The organism is Bifidobacterium actinocoloniiforme DSM 22766, from assembly GCF_001263395.1.
Classification (GTDB): domain Bacteria; phylum Actinomycetota; class Actinomycetes; order Actinomycetales; family Bifidobacteriaceae; genus Bombiscardovia; species Bombiscardovia actinocoloniiformis.
On record NZ_CP011786.1, the window covers coordinates 1,197,541 to 1,216,417 of the forward strand.

An 18,877-nucleotide genomic window follows, 5' to 3' on the forward strand; every position below is an offset into this window, starting at 1 on the left:
AACCCCATTCAGGCGCATTCGGGGGGACAATGGGGAAAGAAGCTTGATACCGCTCGCAGTATCGGCAGGGGCTGCGATACACGCCGCCCTTGCCATGAGGAGGCCCAGTGGGAATCGACATCTTTCTGGCGGTGGGCGACATCCTGGTGGCCGCGGCGCTCACCTGGTTCATCGTCTGGTACTTCCTGAGCCCTCACCGGCGGACCCGCAGCGGCGGAGCATCCGGGGAGCGCACAGCAGGGCAGGCCGCCGCAGCGTCGGAAGCGCGCAGCAACGGGCCAGGGCTCGCATCGCGCCAGGAGGATTTGGAAACCTTGCGCAGGCGCACCGCCAAGCTGACCCTGGCCTCTGCGATTCTGACCGCGCCGGTCCTCGCCATTGATTTGTGCGACAGGTTGATGCCGGGCTTCCTGCCCTCCTGGCTGGCCAGCCCGTGGATTCAAGCCATCCTGATCACGCCCGTGGTCTTTTACTGCGGCCGTCCTGTCTGCCAGGAAGGCTGGGCCCGGCTCAGGGCCCGGCAGACCGACCTGAATTCCCTGGTGTCCATCGCCACCGCCCTGGCCTACGCATACAGCCTTGCCGCTTGCGCCCTGACCGGGCTCCTGCCCGAGGGCTCCCGGCAGCCTTACTTCGACGTGGTTGGCGCCATTATGACCCTGGCGCTTTTTGCTCGCCTATGCGAGCTGAGCGCCCACACGGCCGCCCTGACCGGACGCCTGGGCCCTTCGTACGACCAGGATCGCGGCCAGGCGCTGACCAGCAGCGTAGCGGCCACCTTATCCAAGCCATCCTCGGCCCAGCTGCGCGTGGAGCGGCTGATCGCCAGGGCCGAGCCTCTTGTGATGATCGTAGCCGTGTGGACCTTCATGATTTGGCTTTTGGCCGGTCCGCAGCCCCACCTGGCCCATGCGGTGGCCAACGCGGTCGGCGTCCTGATCATCGCCTGCCCAACGGCCCTGGCCATCTCCGTCTCGCTGACTTTCCGCACCGCGCTGGGGGCCGGGTTGGCTCACGGGATGCTCTTCACGTCGCCCCGCTCTATGGGACATCTGGCAGCCACCCAAGTGGCCGTGCTGGACGAATCCGCCCTAGGACCGGGACTAGCGGCGGACGAGGACTCCTCCGCAGCGGCTCCAGCCACTGCAACCGCCGACAACGAGAGCCCGGACGGCTACGCCCAGGAACCCTGCGCGGAACTGGCTCGCGCGTCCACCCACTTGCGCGGCCTGGGGGTCAAAACCGTGGTCATGGATGGGGGTCATGGCGCCGACCCCGCCTTGGGCCATGAGCAGGACCCTGTGGAGCGCGCGGCCCGCCAGGCCGGCGTGGACTACCTGTTCACCGGAGTGGACGGCCGGCGCAAGGCCCGCTGGGTTGGACTGATAGCGCAAGACCTGAACCGTGCGGCCACGCAAGAGGTCAAGCGCAAGAAAACATCGAGAAGGCCGGGCCTGGTGGCGTTCGCCGCCTTGGGAAACGCCGAGCCACAGGCGCGGCAAGCCGCTCAGGTCCGCATACGTTTAGGGTCCGTAGCGGCGGGGCAGGCCGAGAGGGACGCTGACGCGGCCGCCGGAGCAGCCACCGCCGAAGGCCGGGACGCCGCCGAACCGGAGCTCCTGCTGGCTGCGGGCGACTTAGGGGGCATCGGCCGGGCCATCGACCTGGCCAGGGCCGCCCGACGCACGATGAACCAGAACCTGTGCTGGGGCTACGCTTATAACCTCGTGGCGGTCGCGCTGGCCACCGGGGTGACCTACCCCCTCTTCGGGTGGATGCTCAACCCGATGGTCGCGCCGGTCGCCACAGCGATCGCGGCCCTACTGCCGATGTTCAACGTGCGTCGGCTGGGCCGGCTCAGGAGACTTTCCCGACGCTGGCGGGTCTTGGCCCGCGTTCAGCCGGAGCTCCTGCCGACCTTGGCGGCCCACCGTCCGCAGGTCATCGCGGACGGGGGCCGTCGGTTCACGCTCAGGCCTGAGGGGCCGGACCGGCAGCCGGGTTCCGCTGATCGCCCGGAGTCTGGTCTTCCCGGCTCTTCTGACCTGCCTGATCAGACTCGTCAGTAGCGATATCATCCACGCTCACGTCGTCCACCAGCTTGTCGGTGGGCCAAGCGGTCAGCTCCAGGTGATCACCGCCGGTCTGATCGACCAAGACGGTATCGCCGTCGTGGACGCTGCCCGCTAGCAGCATACGAGCCAGCTGGTCGCCCACCTCGGTCTGCACCAGTCGACGCAAGGGCCGGGCACCGTAAGCCGGGTCGTAGCCCATGTTCGCCAGCCACTCGCGGGCCGCGTCGGTCACGTCCAGGGTGATCCTGCGGTCGGTCAGCCGGCTGGCCACCTGCTTGACCTGGATGTCCACGATGCCGCCCAACTCCTCGCGGGTCAGCGGCTGGAAGATGACCAGGTCATCAAGGCGGTTGATGAACTCGGGCTTGAAGGTGGCATGCACCGCGTCCATCACGGCCTCGCGCTTAGCGTCCGCGTCCAGGTCGCCGCCCACCAGGAACTGCGAGCCCAGGTTGGAGGTCATGATCAGAATCGTATTCGTGAAGTCCACGGTCCGACCCTGTCCATCGGTCAACCGGCCGTCGTCCAAGACCTGCAAGAGGATGTCGAAGACCTCCGGGTTGGCTTTCTCCACCTCGTCGAAGAGCACGACCGAGTAGGGCCGGCGGCGCACAGCTTCGGTCAGCTGCCCGCCCTCCTCGTAGCCGATATAGCCGGGGGCGGCGCCAATCAGCCGCGAGACCGACGCCTTCTCCATGTACTCGGACATGTCGATGCGGACCATCGCCTTCTCGTCGTCAAAGAGGAAGTCGGCCAAAGCCTTGGCCAGCTCGGTCTTGCCGACGCCGGTGGGCCCCAGGAACATGAAGGAGCCGGTCGGCCGGTTGGGGTCGGAGATTCCGGCCCGCGAGCGCCGGACCGCGTCCGAGACCGCGCGAATGGCCTCTTTCTGACCAATCACCCGCTTGCCCAGGTAGTCCTCCATGTGCAGGAGCTTTTCGTTCTCCCCCTGCATCAGGCGGCCCACCGGGATGCCGGTCCAGTCCGAGACGATCTCCGCCACCGAGTCCGCGTCCACATGGTCGGGCACCATCGGCTCCTGCGCGGGCAGGCCGTCCGAGGCGGCCCCGCCGGTCGCCGCGGAGCCATGACCGGCCGCGGCCTTGGCCTTGTCGGCTTCGTTCTCAGCCTCGGCCAGCTGCTTACGGATGGTTGGAATCTCCCCGTAGAGGATGCGCGAGGCCTCTTCCAGGTTCCCCTCGCGGGTGGCCTTATCGGCTTCGACCCGCTTGGCGTCCAGCTGGGCGCGCAGGTCGCCGACCTTGTTGTGCCCGGCCTTCTCCCGCTCCCAGCGGGCCTTCAGCCCCGAGAGCTTCTCGCGGGAGTCGGCCAGCTCGGCTTGCAGCTTGCTCAGCCGCTCCTGGGAGGCGGGGTCGTCAGCCTTCTTCAGCTGCATCTCCTCCATCTCCAGGCGGGTCACCTTGCGCTGCAGCTCGTCGATCTCCTCCGGCTGCGAGTCCAGTTCCATCCGCAGATGGGCGGCGGCCTCGTCCACCAGGTCGATGGCCTTATCCGGCAGCTGCCGACCGGTGATGTAACGGTTGGACAGGGTGGCTGCGGCCACGAGCGCGTCGTCGCCGATGGTCACCTTATGGTGGGCCTCGTAGCGCTGCTTGAGCCCGCGCAGGATGGCAACGGTGTCCTCCACCGACGGCTCGCCCACGAACACTTGCTGGAAGCGGCGCTCCAGGGCCGGGTCCTTCTCGATGTTCTCCCGGTACTCGTCCAGGGTGGTCGCGCCAATCAGGCGCAGCTCGCCCCTGGCCAGCATGGGCTTCAGCATATTGCCCGCGTCCATCGAGCCCTCGGAGGCCCCAGCGCCCACGATGGTGTGGATCTCGTCGATGAAGGTGATGATCTGCCCGTCAGCGGACTTGATTTCGTTGAGCACAGCCTTGAGCCGCTCCTCGAATTCGCCCCGGTACTTGGAGCCGGCCACCATCGAGGACAGGTCGAGCGAGATGAGCTTCTTGCCTTCGAGGCCGGTGGGCACATCGCCGGCCACGATCCGCTGGGCCAAGCCCTCCACGACGGCGGTCTTGCCTACACCGGGCTCACCGATCAGCACTGGGTTGTTCTTAGTGCGCCTGGAGAGGATCTGGATGACCCGCCGGATCTCCTGGTCGCGGCCGATCACCGGGTCGAGCTTGCCCTCCTTGGCCTGGGCGGTCAAGTCGGTGGAATACTTTTCCAGGGCCTTATATGTGCCTTCGGCATCGGGGCTGGTCACCTTGGCGCCGCCGCGCACCTGGGGCGTGGCTTGGCGCAAGGCCTCAGGGGTCAAGCCTGCCTGGTCGAGGATGTCGGCCGCCTGCGAGGGACCCACCGCGATGGCGATCAGCAGGTGCTCGGTGGACACGTATTCGTCGCCCATCGCCTGCATTTCCTTGGATGCCTGGGCCAGGGCCATGCTCAGTTGCCGGCTGGCCTGGGGCTGGGTGGATGCCGAGGATGAGGCCGAAGGCAGCGCCACCAGGGCGTTGCGCACGGCCGCGCCGACCCGCTGGGGGTCACCGCCCGCCGCCTGAATCAGGGCCGGGACCACGCCCGACTCCTGCCGCAGGAGCGAATCAAGCAGGTGGAGCGTATCCACCTGCGGATTGCCCGCAGCGGCTGCTGACTGTATCGCGTCGCCAATGGCCTGCTGGGCCAAGGCTGTAAAGTTCTCTTCCATGCTTCCTCCGCTTCTTGCGCGGCACCTCCTCAGCTTGTGCTTCAGTGGCGCCGCCTGCGTCATCGTCTGCTATGACCAACAGCGGGGGTTCGGCAAGTATTCCCAAACTTGAGCCTCAAGGACTCAAGTTTCATATCGCTACTTCGCGGCGCTTACTCCTGCTCCCCGATCACGACGTTGCGCAGGGAACCGATGCCATCAATCGTGACCGTGGCCTCGTCGCGGGAGTGCAGCTGGCCCGAACCGGAGGGCGAGCCGGTCATGATGACGTCGCCGGGAAGGAGGGTGGAGAAAGAGGAGATGAAGGCGATTTGCTCAGGGATGGAGTGAATCAGGTTGGCGGTGGTGCCGCGCGCCTCGGGCACGTCCTGGCCGTTGAGCTGGAAGGAGATGCCCGCGTGGGCCCCATCGAGCTCCGTCTCGACCCAGGGGCCGAGCGGGCAGGAGGTGTCGAAGCCCTTGGCCCGGGTCCACGTGGGATCGGAGCCTTGGATGTCGCGCAGGGTCACATCGTTGACGCACGTGTAGCCCAGCACGTAATCCAAGGCCTCGGCCTGGCTGACCCGGCGTGCGATGCGGCCAATCACCACGGCCAGCTCGGGCTCGAAGTTCATGTTCTGGCTGTATGAGGGCAGGACAATCGGGTCGTCCGGGCCAATCACCGAGGTGGATGGTTTCATGAACACGGTCATCTCTTCCGCCGACTGCGGCTTGATCTGCGGATTATCGGCCACGATCGCCTCCGCGTGGGCCCGGTAATTGAAGGCCAAGCCGTAGACCTTGGACGGGATGACCGGCGCCAGCAGCCTCACCCAGTCATCATCGATCCTGTAGCGATTGCCGGTCGGCTCCACCTGTTGCCCGGACAGCGGGTAGCCGTCAATCTCGACCAGATAATCCTCGCCACTCGCCTGGTCCTTTTGCACAAAGGCGTAGTGCGGATTGCCGTTCATGGAAAAGCGTGCGATTCTCATAGGCACATTCTACCCGCAAACCCCGCTACGCGCGCCGGGCATCAGGCCCGGTAACCACGCGACAAGCCGCGCGTGAGGCCAGGCCACGCCCTGGTCCACTCGGGCAGCGGGCCGCTAGATAAACGCGCGCTTCCCGAAGATGGCGGCGCCCACGCGCACGATTGTGGAGCCCTCAGCTATGGCGTAGGCCATATCGCCGGTCATGCCCATGGAAAGTTCCCGGCAGGAATCCGTACCCGCCTCGCCCGAATCGCGCACGCGGTCGCGAAGGCCGCGCAGGTGTGCGAATCCGCGTCGAATGGTCCGCTCGTCGTCCACGTGCGCGCCGATGGTCATCAGCCCCCGCAAGCTCAGCCCCTCGGTCCCGGCGATCCGATAGGCGAGTTCCTCGGCTTCGTCGGGGCTACAACCCGACTTCGCGGCCTCGCCGGATTCGTTGACTTCCAGCAGCACGCCCACGCTCAGCCCCCTGGCTTGGGCCCGCTTGCCCAGCTTGTCCGCCAACTCCAGGCTGTCCACCGATTCGACCGTATCCACGCAAGGCAGGATCTTGTTGATCTTGTTGGACTGCAACTGCCCTATGAGATGAAAACCGATGCAGGAGGATGGCCCTGCAACCGAACCGGGTCCTTGACGCTGCCCCAGGGCCAGCTGTCGCTGGGCGCACTGCCTGGTCAGCCCCTCGAACTTGGCGGTCACCTCCTGGGGCCTGTTCTCGCCAATCAAACGAACGCCCGCGTCTATGGCGGCCATGATCTCGCCGACGTCGCGGGTCTTGGTGGCGGCCAGCAAGCGCACATCGCCCGGCCGCCGTCCAGCGGCCGCCTCGGCCTCGGCCATCCGCTCCATCACCCGATGCACGCCGTCCGCGATTTCGCGCCCACGCTCGGTGGGCAGGTCCTCCTTGGACAGATCCTTGTGCTGCATATATGCCGACACGCTACCACCTCACCGTTTCCACAGGTCTCCAGCCTAGCAGCGGCCGCCAAACCTGTCAGCAGCCGTGCGCGGGCGAGGATATGGATTCATGCGCGACCTACGCGGACCTGCGACGAGAACGCTCAGGCCAGAACGCTCAACAGCTCCTCGTCCACAACCCGGTCCTGCCGGTCAGCGGCCACAGCCGACCACTCGAAGCGCTCAACCAGGGAAGCGGCTTCCACCGGTTCCGCCCGCGGCACCAGCCCCAGCAGCCAGGCGCACAACCCCACCACCTGTTGGGGCGAACTGCCTCGATCGCGCAAGGTGCCCAAGTCCAGCGAGCCGAAACGCTTGGAAAGCCGGCGGCCATCGGCCCCGTCCACCAGAGGCAGATGGGCCCAAGACACAGGCTGCGCCTGCTTAAAGTCGCCGCCAGCCCCTGCTTGCAAACCCTGGCGGATCCACAGCTGGATACCGGTGGAGCGCAGCAGGTCACGCCCGCGCACCACCTGATTGACGCCCATCTCCAGGTCGTCCACGCTGACCGCCAGCTGGTAGGAGACGATGCCGTCCGATCGCACCACCACCACGTCACCCAGAGCATGGGGCAGGTCGAAAGTCTGCGCGCCGTACACCGCATCGTCGAAGCGGCAGACGGAGCCGGGCCGCCCCTCCCCCGGAACCGCGATGCGCCAGGCATGGCGACGACCCTCACGCACCCGCTCCTGAGCGAGCGCGCGGTCCAAACCCCGGCAGGTGCCCGGATACAGGATGAAGCCATCGCCCTCGTTGGGAGCCGAAGCAGCCCGGATATCGGCCCGCGAACAGAAACATGGGTAAATCAGGGGTTGGACGTCTTGCTTGGAGCCATCCCCCGAATCGCCGGTTTCAGCCCCACCAGCAGGACCGAGCGAAGCGGCGACCTCCTCCACGCTCAGGCCTTCCAAGTGCTCCATGGCCTGCCGGTAGAGGCCCTCCCTCTGGGATTGGTAGACCACCGGCCCGTCCCAGTCCAGCCCGAGCCAGGCCAGATCGTCCATGATCCAGCGGTCCGCATCTGCGACCACGCGCGGCCGGTCGATGTCCTCAATCCGCAGCCGGACCACGCCACCGGAGGCCCGAGCCCCCAGCCAAGCCGCCAATGCCGCATACACGTTCCCCAAGTGCATGCGACCGGTAGGGGAAGGAGCGATCCTCCCCACTACCGCAGTATCCGCTTGGTCCACCAACAGCCCCCGAATCAGAAGCGGGTAAGGAGTTCTTCGACGCTCTCGATGCGCTTGACCTTCGGGCGCCAGACCGGCCATCCACGGGCGATCACCAGCTTGGGGTCGGCCAGCACGGACAGGTCCTTGACCGGGTCGCCGTCCAGGACGATCATGTCCGCGTCCTTGCCGATGGCGATCGAACCGGTGACGTCATCCACCCCCAGGTTGCGCGCATTGACCTGGGTGGCCGCGTGGAAGGCCTGGGCCGGGGTGTATCCAGCGAAACGGACCAGCAGGTCCAGCTCACGCCAAGTGTTGTACTGGGTGACCAGAGTCATGCCGGTGTCGGTGCCGACACCTTCGCTGATGCCTTCTTTCAGAGCCTGGCGGGCGCCTTCCAACATCCCCTCGACCACCTGCTCGGAGTTGGCGCGCGCGATGTCGGATATGCCCAGCTCTTCCTGACTGACCTCGATCAGCGGCAGTCCGGCGGACAAGGTCGAGTTCAGGCCGGAGAAGCCGCGCAGGGAGCGGGGGTTATGGTGGAAGAGCGAGATGATCTCATCGTCCATACGGCAACCGTGCTCGATGGTATCCACACCAGCGCGCAGGGCCGCCCGCACACCTTCGGGGCTCTGGGCGTGGGCCGCGACGATGACGCCGACCTCGTGCGCTTCCTCGCACACGGCCGCCATGGACTCCTCGTCCATCTGGGGGCTTCCAGCCACGCCAACTTCCTTGGCGTCGGTCACACCGCCAGTCGCCGCCACTTTCAGGGCGTTCGCCCCATGCTCCAGGTTGATCCTCGCGTTGAGCCGAGCCTCTTCGGGGGTGCTGGACGACAGCGCGATATAAGGATCCCCGTGGCCACCGGGGATGGAGAGCATGGGACCGGAAGCGAGGATGCGGGGACCCATGGCCTCGTCCGAGTCGATCTTGTCCCGCAGGGCCACCGCTTCGTAGCCCGCATCGCCAAGCGTACGGATAGTGGTCACGCCCGAGTTGAGCAGCGCCTTGACGGAGGCCTTGGCCCTGGCCGCCAAATAAGCCTTACCGATCGGGCCGCGAATCAGCGCCAGAGCGGCGCGCTCCTTGCGCGGACTGGATTCGCCGGCCTCCAGGACCTTGCCGTCCGCGAACAGATGGGTATGGGCGTTGATAAGTCCGGGGGCGACCACCTTGCCGGTCGCGTTGATCCGATGGTAGCCTTCGGGCACATACGCCTGCAGGGAGGGCGAAATCTGCTCGATACGCCCGCTGTCACCGACCACAATCGTTGTGTCCGGCCAGAGAGTGCCCTTCTCATCGCCACTTGCCACGTCCGCGTGCTCCAGAGCGAACGGCTCCCGCGCCTTCCTACCGACAGCAGAACTCATGATGTTTTCCTTTCGTCCGGTCCGGGGGACCGCCGGGCGGCTGCTCGACACCTTCCCAGTAGCTTCCATCGTAGTGCCAAACGGTTACGGAAAGCACCCCCTAAACCCCATTACGAATAACCAGAGGCGAATTACAAAAATGGCCCGAGGCATATCGCCTCGGACCACTTGCTCTCTGTGCCCCCGCGGGGGCTCGAACCCCGGACACGCTGATTAAGAGTCAGCTGCTCTAGCCAACTGAGCTACAGGGGCGTAGCACATTCAAGAGCCAAGATGTAACTATAGCGCTTTTTCGCAGGGGCGCAAGTAAGCGGCCCCATCGGCGCGCCGGGGCCGCTGACCTTGATTCGGCGCGCCAACTCACGTGGACCCCTTGATCAGACGATCTTGGGCATGGGGGTGGTCAAGGACTTGGTCAGGTTGACTTGGACCAGGCCAGCGCCCGTGTGGACCTCCATCTTCTTCAAGGTGACGGTGCGTTCGGCCTCGGGAGCGGAGTCGTCGTCGGTCATGGTGGCCGGGGACTTGACCGCCACCGGCACCAAATCGTTCAAGTCACGCCCTTCGGCATGGCACAAGGCCCGGGCGTTGGCCAGCGAATCAGCGAAAGCCGGGGCGGCCTGCACCCGTTCAGCTGGCACGCCGTATGCCGATGCGGCGATCCAGCGCAGCTGATCGACCATATCCATGCCTTTGTGGCTACGTAAGGCCTCGGCTGGAGCTTCATCCCGCCCCCCTGCCTGCCTGGGCCGCAGGACCGCGATCAGGGCGTCCAACTGACTGGCCAGGGCCTCGCCCCCGTCGCGGAAGAGGTTGCCCAGGATCGGCTCGCGCAAGCCCAGGCCGGCCGCGCTCTCCTTAAGCTCGCCCACCTGGCCGTCCTCCCCTTCCCAGAGGTTGACCAGCGGGAAAGCGGGGATGCCAAGCCCCTCCATGCGGTTGACGTGGAAGGGGTAGCGCCAGCGCAGGGCCGGTTCGTCACGCCAGGTGGAGGCGCGGGTCACGACGACCGCCGCGGCCGGCCAGGGGGCGCCGAACTCGCGGGCGGCGATGTCCAGCCACTTCTGGGCGCCTGCGTCGGCCCCGTAGCCGGCCTCGACGACGACCACATCGTGGCGGGCGCATGCCATCTCGACCGAGACCAGGCTGGGGATGCCCAGGGAGACGTTGGCGAACGGCCCGCAGTGGACGTAGACCGGGGAGCCGGCCTGGGTGGTCATCATGGCGGGCTTGACCGCGTCGGCCAGCATGTTCGTAATCCGCCACAGGTCGATGAACTCGCCGAAAAGCACTGGTTTGCCATCCAGGGTGCCGGCGGTCATGGCCGCCACGCGCCGGGAGATCTCCTCCATCGAGCGCGAGAGGACCACAATCTGCATCAGCTCGCAGGTAGGCGTCAGGACCATGCGCTCGGGGATGTTGGACTTGCCCCGGTCCACGACGATCTGGCGCAGGGCCCGCGAAGGCACCTCGGAGACTCGGGGAACCAGAATTTGGTCAAGCAAGCCCTCGTCAACCGCCTTCTCCGCAAAGGAGACGAGGAGGTTTTGGGCGTTCTCGATGGCCGCCATCTCCCCGCACAGCCCCCAGTCCACCAGCTCCGGGTGGGCCAACGAGGACTTGCCGCCGCCGGAGGCCCCGCCTTTTGATCCGGCTGCGGTGATGCCCATACTGGGCTGGCGCAGGACGGCGGCCGCGTCCACCCCCCGCTCGCGCAGGGCGTCGATCAGGGCGATCGTCGTCGTGGTCTTGCCCTCGCCACGGGAGGCTTTAAGCGGGGTATCGGCGGTCACCAGGACCACCTTGCCACGCTTGGTCCGCTCCTCGGGGTGGGTTTCGAGATAATCCAGATACCCGAAGGCATCCACCTTGCTGACCAGCCCATACGGGGCCACGAATTCATCGAATGCGCTCATGCCGTCCTCCTGATTCACGCTCTAGCCGCTCTCCGCCGCTGCCTTCTCCGCCAGCTCGGCAGCGGATGACCACGATGGTTGCGGCAATCACAGCGACCGTGGCTACCGAACCGGCCACCGGACGCCTGAAAGCGCGGACAGGCGGCGCGGCCCCGCCCGTACCTACGCGCGGCGGGGCCTAGTCCTTACCAGTATCCGCCGCTTGGGGCCTGATCGCGCTCCCAAGCCGACGGAGAAATCCGGCTCAGTGGTCGGACATATGGTAGGCGTTGCGCATCTTCAGACTGACCGTGTAGAGCACCTGGCCCAGCAGGTCGTCGGTCTCGGCCCGCAGCTGGTCGGCCATGGACTGGTTGGCGGCTTGCAGGACCTCGCGCACCTCCGCGTTGCCGGTGCCCCGGTCGGCGCCCTCCAAGCGGTTGACCTGCTCGTCGGTCGCGGCGATCATCCGATGACCCAGCCCGCCGATGCGCTGCTGGTAGCGCTCGTTAGCCGCGGCCGTGTCCGCGAAGGCCGAGTCGGACAGGGCGGCGATCAGGCGGTCGGACCAGTACAGGGTGTCGGTGGAGACGCGGTCGTCCACTTTCGACAGGTAGTCGGGCGTGGTGTCCACGTTCGCGTAGAAGGGAATCAGCGCATTGTAGACGTTGGAGCCGAAGGCCATCCACTGAATCGCCCTGCAGCCGGCCGGGGCGTAGGGACGCAGCTGAATGACGGCCAGCTGGTCGTTGCGGTTGATGCCAATCGGGCGGAAGAGCCCCTTGGTGTGCTCGTCGCCGATGATCGCGTAGGGGTCGTAAGCGGTGCCCTGGTAGTGGGAGCTCAGCGCGTACTTGACGTCTTCAATCGTCACCTTGCGCTCAGGCTGGCGGCACCAGGGGATGTCGTCGCTCATGGGGTTGTGGTCGGCGTCCGGTCCGTCCCACACCTCGTCGTAGGGGTTGAAGAAGCGCTGCATGTACCAGGCGCGCGGCGTGTTGTACACATGGTCGGAGTCCGAGTGGGAGCCGAAGGCGTAGCGGGGGTTGAACGGGGAGGCGGGCTCCACGGCCAGGTCCATATGGTTGGCCTCGATGAACTCACGCAGGTCCGCCGAGCACATGCACTCGCTCTGCTCGCCCAGCGCGTCGTCCAGGTCCAGCTCGTCGATGCCCAGCTGATTGGGCATGGTCACGTAGCAGTCGTCAGGCACCCGACGCGCGATCCAGTGGTGACCGCCGACCGTCTCCATCCACCAAATCTCGTCGGTGTCCGAGAAGGCGATGCCGTTCATCTCGTAGGTGCCGTACCGCTCCAGCAGGGCGCCCAGTCGCTGCACGCCCTCGCGCGCCGAGCGGATGTAAGGCAGGACGATGGTGACCAGGTCCTCCTCGCCGATGCCGCCGGGCTGCTCAGGGATGTAGTCGGATGCGCCGGGCTCACCGACCGCAGGGGTCAGGTCCACCAGCGGGTCCGCGCCAAGCACGCGCTCGTTCGTGGTGATGGTCTCAGTGGCGGTCATGGCCACATTGGCTTCGTTGACGCCGTTCTGCCCCCAGATGCCCTTGTCGCGCAGGGAGTTGGGCACCGCCGTGTACCGCATCGGATCGTCGGGCAGCTCGATGGACACGTGGCTGAGCACGCTGGTGTAGTGCCGGGGCTGTTCCTCAGGCTGGACGACGATGAACTGCTTGGGGCGGAACTGACCGTTGGCGGAATCCTCGTTACGGGCGATGATAGTGGAGCCGTCGTAGCTCGCGTTCTTACCGACTAGGAGCGTTGTGCAGGGCATGTGGCGCGCCTTCCTTTCCCTGGCCGATCGCAGGCCAAGCGGGGTTGCTGGAACAATCCGCCTGAGTCTCCTGCGCCGGCCTGCACGCAGGAGGCGTCATGCGTGGCTTCCACTCTACAGTCCCCAAGTAACGGGTGGAAGACCTGGGACCGGTACGGCGCCAAGGCTGGGCGCCACTTCCGGCCATTAGGCTTCAGCGGGTAGCCAGGCCTCGGTGACGGCCAGCACGTCTGGGTTGGCATGGACCGCGTGCTCCAGGGCGTTGAGCCAGAACCCATCCTCCAGACCAGGCAAGGGTTGGCCGCTGGCCCAGACCCGCAGGACGTAGTCGTGGGTCTGGTCGGGTGGCGTGGGCCCGTTGTAGCGGCAGGTGAGCGCGGGATTAGTGCCGCCCACGAATTTGGAAGCGGCGGAAGTACGGCCCTGGGGTACGCCGGGGACCAAGCCGGGCAGGCGGCGGGAGTAGTCGCGCGGAATCGAAACCGCGACTCCGGCGCCGCTCGGAGCCTGGGTCTGATCCTGCTCGCGCACCCGCTCGACCGGCAGATTGGCCAGGGACCAATGGATCCACTGGAAACCGCAGACCGGAATCGAGTCAGGATCCACCAGCTCCCAGCTCAGGAAACTGGCGGCTTCGGGCACGCCCTCCAGACGGAAGGGGAAGGAGATGATAGGCGTGCCCTCCAGGCTGGCTTCAGCCGGGGCGTGCTTGGCGTATTCGTTGGGGATGACCGCAAAATCGGTGATGATTCTCATACCGCTATTCTCGCGCCTAATCCCGCTAAGTCAACCCGGCGCAGGACCGGTTCGGGCGCATGCCGCGAGCGAAGGGCCCCCTGGCTCAGACCAGGAGGTTGCACATGAGGGCTTCCAAATCAAGCAGTTGCGATCCGTTGCCCTCGATGCGGCGCCTGGCCACGCTGATTTGCTGGATGCGTTCAATCGCCCCGCGGCGGTCCAGCCGGACCGAGAGCTCGGTGATCGCCGCCCTGTTCTCCAAGTTGACCAGGCCGACTTGCGACTCGGCGTCGTTCTGGAGGACGCACACATCGCGGTAGACCGAAGCTAAGGTGGTCAGCCCCCGGTCGAGCACGTCGCGCGAACGGCGCACGGTCCTCCGCCGCAGTTCGTCTTTGCCGCTGATCTCATGGTAGGCGCCCAGGAGCTGGCGGGGCACCCGTTCATCGGCCCTAAGGCCGTTTATTCTGCGGAAGTTGGCCTCCAAGCTCGCAATCTGACGGTTGGCGTCACGCGCGGCCTGGTCGCGGGCCTGGTCGGCCAGGCGCACGGCTAAGAGCACCGCGTCCGAGGCCCGGCGCATCTCCAGCAGTCCGACCACCAGCTCGTCGCGGTCCTTAAGCACCTGCTCGTCGGTGGCGTACATCTTGGCCACGCCTATGTGCCCCTGGGCCAGGCGGGCGGCCCGGGCGGCCTGATGCTCGTCCACTCCCAGGCTGGTGCGCAGGAATCCAGCGACCGCCGCATTGGTCGGCACGGCCAGGTTCACGATGCGGGTACGGGAACGGATGGTGGACAGGACGTCCTGGGCGCTGGGGGCGCACAGAATCCAGACCGTGTGGTCGGCCGGCTCCTCTATCTCCTTAAGGAGCACGTTGGTGGTGCGCTCCATCATGCGGTCCACGTCTTCGATCACGATGACCCGCCAGGGCGCGGTGGAGGGCATCTGCTCGGAGACCATGATCAGCTGACGGACTTCCTTGATGCCGATCGTCACCTTCTCCGTGGTCAGGAAGGTCACATCCGGGTGGGCGCCAGCGAAGACCTGCCGGCTCTCGCTGGTGGGTTCATCGCCCATACCGTGGTCGGGACTGACCAGGGCGGCCGCGAAGGCCCTGGCCAGGTTGGAGCGACCCGATCCGGGAGGGCCGCAGAAGAGCCAGGATTGGGTCATGTCGTCGCGGGAGGTGCCTTGCGAGGCCACTACCCGCTTGAGGAGGTCAACCGCATGGTCCTGGCCGACCATCGAGTCCCAGACGCTCACCAACCTTGCCCCGTCCGGCTTGGAGGCTCGTCCTCGGCGTCCGCGTCATCCGCATCGTCGTCGTAATCATACTCATCGTAGTCGGCGTCGTTCAAGTCGTCGCCGCCATCGAGGATCTCATCGCTGTCCTCGTCATCGCCATTATCGTCCAGTTCGTCCTCGACGGCCTCATCCCCGCCGTCCGCCTCATCGAGACTTACCGCGTCGCCGTCGTCCTCGGCAGCGACCGGCATGGTGGGTGGCATCCCGGCGGTCAGGGTCTCCAGGTCGCGCTGTATGACGCTCCACACCTCGTCAACGCTCAGGGAGGCGTCAATGACCAGAAAACGCTCCGGGTCTTGGCGGGCCAGTTCCAGGAACTTGGCGCGCACCTGTTCCTGGAAAGCGTCGCCTGCAGCCTCCAGGCGGTCGGGCTCATCGTTCACCCGCGCGTGGGATTGGGCCGGGTCCACGTCCAGCAGGTAGGTCCGAGCCGGCTGCAAACCGTCAGCGGCCCAGGAGCTGAGCTTGACGATGCAGTCCTCGTCGAGCCCACGACCCCCGGCTTGGTAGGCGATTGAGGAGTCCGAGTAGCGGTCGCACAGGATGATGTCGCCGCGATCCAGGTGGGGCCGGATCACCTGGGCCACGTGCTCGGCCCGGTCCGCCGCGTACAGGAGGGCTTCGGTTCGCGAATTCAGGTCGTCCGAGGAGTCCACTACGTCGGTGCCGGCCGTCACGGCGAAGGAGGGGAAGGCGCACATGCCATGCAGAACCAGCTCACGGATGGCCAGCCCCGCCGGGGTGCCGCCGGGCTCCCGCGTGATCAACGAGCGCAGGCCCTTGGCCTGGAGGAAATCGTACGCGCGGCGGGCCTGGGTGGTCTTACCGGCGCCGTCCACGCCCTCGAACGAGATGAACAATCCCTGACTCATGCCTGGTCCTCACTGGTCTGGCGGCTGGCGCCCTTGCTCGACGTGGCAACCCTAGTCCTGCGCGTCGACGCGCCTGTGGACTTGCGGGCGCTGGCGGGCTTAGTGGCGGAAGCCTTGCCGCCCGCCGCCTTGGTAGCGGTGGACTTGCGGGTGCTGGCGGTCTTCGTCGCCGCCCTTTTCACCGTGGTCTTCTCAGCCGCAGTCTTCTTAGCCGTGGCCTTCTCAGTCGCGGTTTTCTTCGCGCCGGTCTTCTTGGACGCCGTCCCCTTGGCCGCGCTCTTGCGCGTAGCGGTCCGCTTGCGCCGCTTGGTCGGACCGGCGGCCCGCTTTTCAGCCAGCAGGCGGAATGCCACCTCGGGCTCAACCGAGGCTGGCGTGTACTGCTTAGGCAGCGTGCGATTGGTCTCGCCGTCGGTGATGTAGGCCCCATAGAAACCGTCTTTAATGGTCACGGGCTTGCCGGTGTCAGGGTCCGGGCCCAGCTCGCGCAAGGGCGGTTTGGCCGCGCCTGCGCTCCGCCGCCCGTACTTGGGCTGGCTGAAGAGCTCCTGGGCCTTCGCCTGGTCCACGGTGAAAATCTCATCCTCGGAGGCCAGGGAACGGGTCTCGCTGCTCCCGTCCGGCTTAGTGGCGGTCAGGTAGGGGCCGTAGCGACCGTTGCTGGCTGTGACCGTGGCTGTAGCGCTCTGACCGGTCTTAGCGTCACTCACGCTGACTTGCCCCACCTCGCGGGGCAGGGAGAGCAGCTTCAGAGCATCGTCCAAGGTCACGGTCTCGGGGTTCATGGACTTGAACAAGGAAGCCATCTTGGGCTTGGGCTCAGTGGCCTTCTTGCCTGCGGCCTTGCGCTCCTCAGCCTCTTTCATCGCGGCGTCCACCTCGGGGGTGATCAGGGCCAGGTAGGGGCCGAAGCGCCCCTTGCGCAGCTCCACGCGGCCGCCGGTGCTCGAATCGGTGCCCAGCACGCGCGGACCGCCTGAGTTGGTCTCAATCAGCTCACGCGCCTTGGCGACGGTCAGCTCATCAGGGGCAAGGGTATCGGGCAGGGAGGCCCGCTTAGGGTTGCCCTTGTCGTCCAGGTGGGCGCTGTCCTCCAGGTAAGGACCGTAGCGGCCTACGCGCACCTGGAACCCTTCCCCGATGGGGATGGTGTTGACCTGGTGGGCGTCAATCTCACCCAACTGGGCCACCTGCTCCTGCAGGCCCCGGTGGGCCTCCTGCGCGTTCCGGGCGGCGCCGGGACCGGAGCCGAAGTAGAAGCGGGTGAGCCAGTCGGTGCCCGTCTCGGTACCGTGGGCGATCTGGTCCAGGCCGTTCTCCATCTGTGCGGTGAAGCGGTAATCCACGTATTGGGGGAAGTTGGTCTCCAACAGCTTAATCACGGAGAAGGCCAGCCAGGAGGGGATCAAGGCGCGGCCACGCTCATAGACGTACCCGCGATCGATAATCGTGGAGATAATCGAAGCGTAAGTGGATGGGCGGCCTATTTCCTTGGCTTCCAGGGTCTTGACCAGGGAAGCTTCGGTGTAACGGGCCGGGGGCTGGGTCTCATGCCCCTCAGGCTCGACCGAGTCAGCCTTGAGCCGCTGTCCCTGGCTGACCGGGGGCAGGGAGCCGTCGCCCTCAGCCTTGCCTCCCTTACCGCCTTCAGCGGAGAAGCCCATGGCCTTCATGAAGCCAGGGAACTGAATCACGGTGCCTGAGGCTTGGAAGATGGACTCCCCCTCGCTCTGGGTGGGCGCGCTCAGGCGCACGGTCGCGGTCGATCCGGTGGCATCAGCCATCTGCGAGGCCAGGGTACGCTGCCAAATCAGCGTGTAGAGCTTCAACTGGTCGGGCGGCAAGGAGGAGGCCAGCTCCTGCGGGCTGTGGAAGTGCGAGCCTGCGGGACGGATGCACTCGTGAGCCTCCTGGGCCCCGGCGCTCTTGGTCACATACTGCTTGGGACCTTCGACGAGGTACTGCTTGCCGTACACCTCTTCCACGCTCTGGCGGGCGGCGGCGATGGCCTGTTGGGACAGAGTCACCGAGTCAGTGCGCATATAAGTGATGTAGCCGTTCTCGTACAGGCTCTGGGCGGCGCGCATGGAGGCACGTGAGCTCATGCCCAGGCGGTTGCCGGCGGTCTGCTGCATGGTCGAGGTCGTGAAAGGCGGCTGCGGGCGGCGGCGGTAGGGCTTGGTATCCAGCCCGACCACAGTGAAGTCGGCGTCCTTGAGCTCGCCGGCCAGGCGCTCGGCTAGGGTCTGGTCCAGCTGGCGGGCCTCATCCTTCTTGGCGGAGGCGGTCAGTTGTCCATCCGAAGAGAAATCCCTGGAATTGACCAGGCGTTTGCCGCCCAATTCCACCATGCGAGCCTGGAAGCGGTCGGAGCCGGACTCGCTCAGGTCGCTGGCCGCGGACAGGTCGGCCACTAGGTCCCAGTAGGGGGCGCGGACGAAAGCGATGCGCTCGCGCTCGCGCTCCACAATTAGCCGCGTGGCCACGGACTGCACGCGCCCGGCGGACAGGCCCGGCCCCACTTTGCGCCAGAGGACGGGCGAGAGCTCATAGCCGTAGAGGCGGTCCAGCACGCGCCGGGTCTCCTGGGCCACCACCATGTTCGAGTCCACGTCGCGCGTGTGGTTCAAGGAGTCCTTGATCGCCTCGGGGGTGATCTCATGGAAGACCATCCGCTTGACCGGCACCTTGGGCTTCAAAGTCTGCACCAGGTGCCAGGCGATGGCCTCGCCCTCACGGTCCTCATCAGTGGCCAGGTAAAGCTCGTCGGCGTCCTTCAAGGCTTGCCGCAGGCCGGAGACGGTCTTCTTCTTATTGTCATCCACGATGTAATAGGGCTTGAAGTCGTGGTCCACGTCAACGCCGAACTTGCCGAAGCGCTCCTTTTGGGAGGTTGGTATCTGCGAGGGCTTGGCCAGGTCGCGGATGTGACCGACCGAAGCCATGACCGTGTAGCCCGGGCCCAAGTAACCGCTAATTTTCTTAGCCTTGGCTGGCGACTCCACGATGACCAGCTTATTGCCGTGTGTCATGGCCTCTCCTTTAT

At 66.2% G+C, this 18,877-nt stretch carries 11 protein-coding genes, 1 tRNA gene and 1 pseudogene; 1 reads left to right on the plus strand and 12 read right to left on the minus strand.

Annotation, left to right across the window (positions count from 1 at the left end; all coding sequences use genetic code 11):
* Window positions 1-107 precede the first annotated feature (107 nt).
* Window positions 108-2,069, plus strand: a complete 1,962-nt coding sequence (locus AB656_RS04960) for an HAD family hydrolase (RefSeq protein WP_033504985.1) — start codon at window positions 108-110, stop codon at window positions 2,067-2,069.
* On the opposite strand, the gene clpB is transcribed toward AB656_RS04960, so the two are convergent.
* From clpB to topA, 12 genes and pseudogenes are all read right to left on the minus strand, one after another.
* Window positions 1,972-4,749 carry an ATP-dependent chaperone ClpB gene (gene clpB, locus AB656_RS04965; protein ID WP_236681854.1) on the minus strand — a complete coding sequence of 926 codons (2,778 nt, stop codon included), beginning with the start codon at window positions 4,747-4,749 and terminating at the stop codon, window positions 1,972-1,974. The genes AB656_RS04960 and clpB overlap by 98 nt on opposite strands.
* Before the next feature lie 152 nt (window positions 4,750-4,901).
* Complete coding sequence (locus AB656_RS04970) at window positions 4,902-5,723, minus strand: fumarylacetoacetate hydrolase family protein (RefSeq protein ID WP_033504028.1); 822 nt, start codon at window positions 5,721-5,723, stop codon at window positions 4,902-4,904.
* A 114-nt stretch (window positions 5,724-5,837) separates the two neighbouring features.
* Window positions 5,838-6,662 carry a YggS family pyridoxal phosphate-dependent enzyme gene (locus AB656_RS04975; protein ID WP_033504027.1) on the minus strand — a complete coding sequence of 275 codons (825 nt, stop codon included), beginning with the start codon at window positions 6,660-6,662 and terminating at the stop codon, window positions 5,838-5,840.
* A gap of 122 nt (window positions 6,663-6,784) precedes the next feature.
* On the minus strand, window positions 6,785-7,870 hold the full coding sequence (locus AB656_RS04980; RefSeq protein ID WP_033504059.1) for a glutamyl-Q tRNA(Asp) synthetase: 1,086 nt from the start codon (window positions 7,868-7,870) through the stop codon (window positions 6,785-6,787).
* Between the two features lie 14 nt (window positions 7,871-7,884).
* Window positions 7,885-9,228 carry a metal-dependent hydrolase family protein gene (locus AB656_RS04985; protein WP_033504026.1) on the minus strand — a complete coding sequence of 448 codons (1,344 nt, stop codon included), beginning with the start codon at window positions 9,226-9,228 and terminating at the stop codon, window positions 7,885-7,887.
* Between the two features lie 178 nt (window positions 9,229-9,406).
* Window positions 9,407-9,480: transfer RNA gene (locus tag AB656_RS04990), tRNA-Lys, on the minus strand.
* Window positions 9,481-9,605: 125 nt separating this feature from the next.
* Window positions 9,606-11,144 carry a formate--tetrahydrofolate ligase gene (locus AB656_RS04995; protein ID WP_033504025.1) on the minus strand — a complete coding sequence of 513 codons (1,539 nt, stop codon included), beginning with the start codon at window positions 11,142-11,144 and terminating at the stop codon, window positions 9,606-9,608.
* 244 nt (window positions 11,145-11,388) lie between these two features.
* Window positions 11,389-12,915, minus strand: a complete 1,527-nt coding sequence (locus AB656_RS05000) for a C69 family dipeptidase (RefSeq protein ID WP_033504024.1) — start codon at window positions 12,913-12,915, stop codon at window positions 11,389-11,391.
* Between the two features lie 186 nt (window positions 12,916-13,101).
* Window positions 13,102-13,671, minus strand: a complete 570-nt coding sequence (locus tag AB656_RS05005; protein ID WP_033504023.1) for a YbhB/YbcL family Raf kinase inhibitor-like protein — start codon at window positions 13,669-13,671, stop codon at window positions 13,102-13,104.
* 85 nt (window positions 13,672-13,756) lie between these two features.
* On the minus strand, window positions 13,757-14,917 hold the full coding sequence (locus AB656_RS05010; RefSeq protein ID WP_033504022.1) for a DNA polymerase III subunit delta': 1,161 nt from the start codon (window positions 14,915-14,917) through the stop codon (window positions 13,757-13,759).
* 251 nt (window positions 14,918-15,168) lie between these two features.
* Window positions 15,169-15,831: pseudogene (tmk, locus tag AB656_RS05015) on the minus strand (dTMP kinase); the annotation flags it as partial.
* A complete protein-coding gene (gene topA, locus AB656_RS05020) occupies window positions 15,828-18,863 on the minus strand; it encodes a type I DNA topoisomerase (RefSeq protein ID WP_081924903.1) in 3,036 nt (1,011 codons plus the stop codon). The pseudogene tmk and the gene topA, both read right to left, overlap by 4 nt.
* Between the last annotated feature and the right edge of the window lie 14 nt (window positions 18,864-18,877).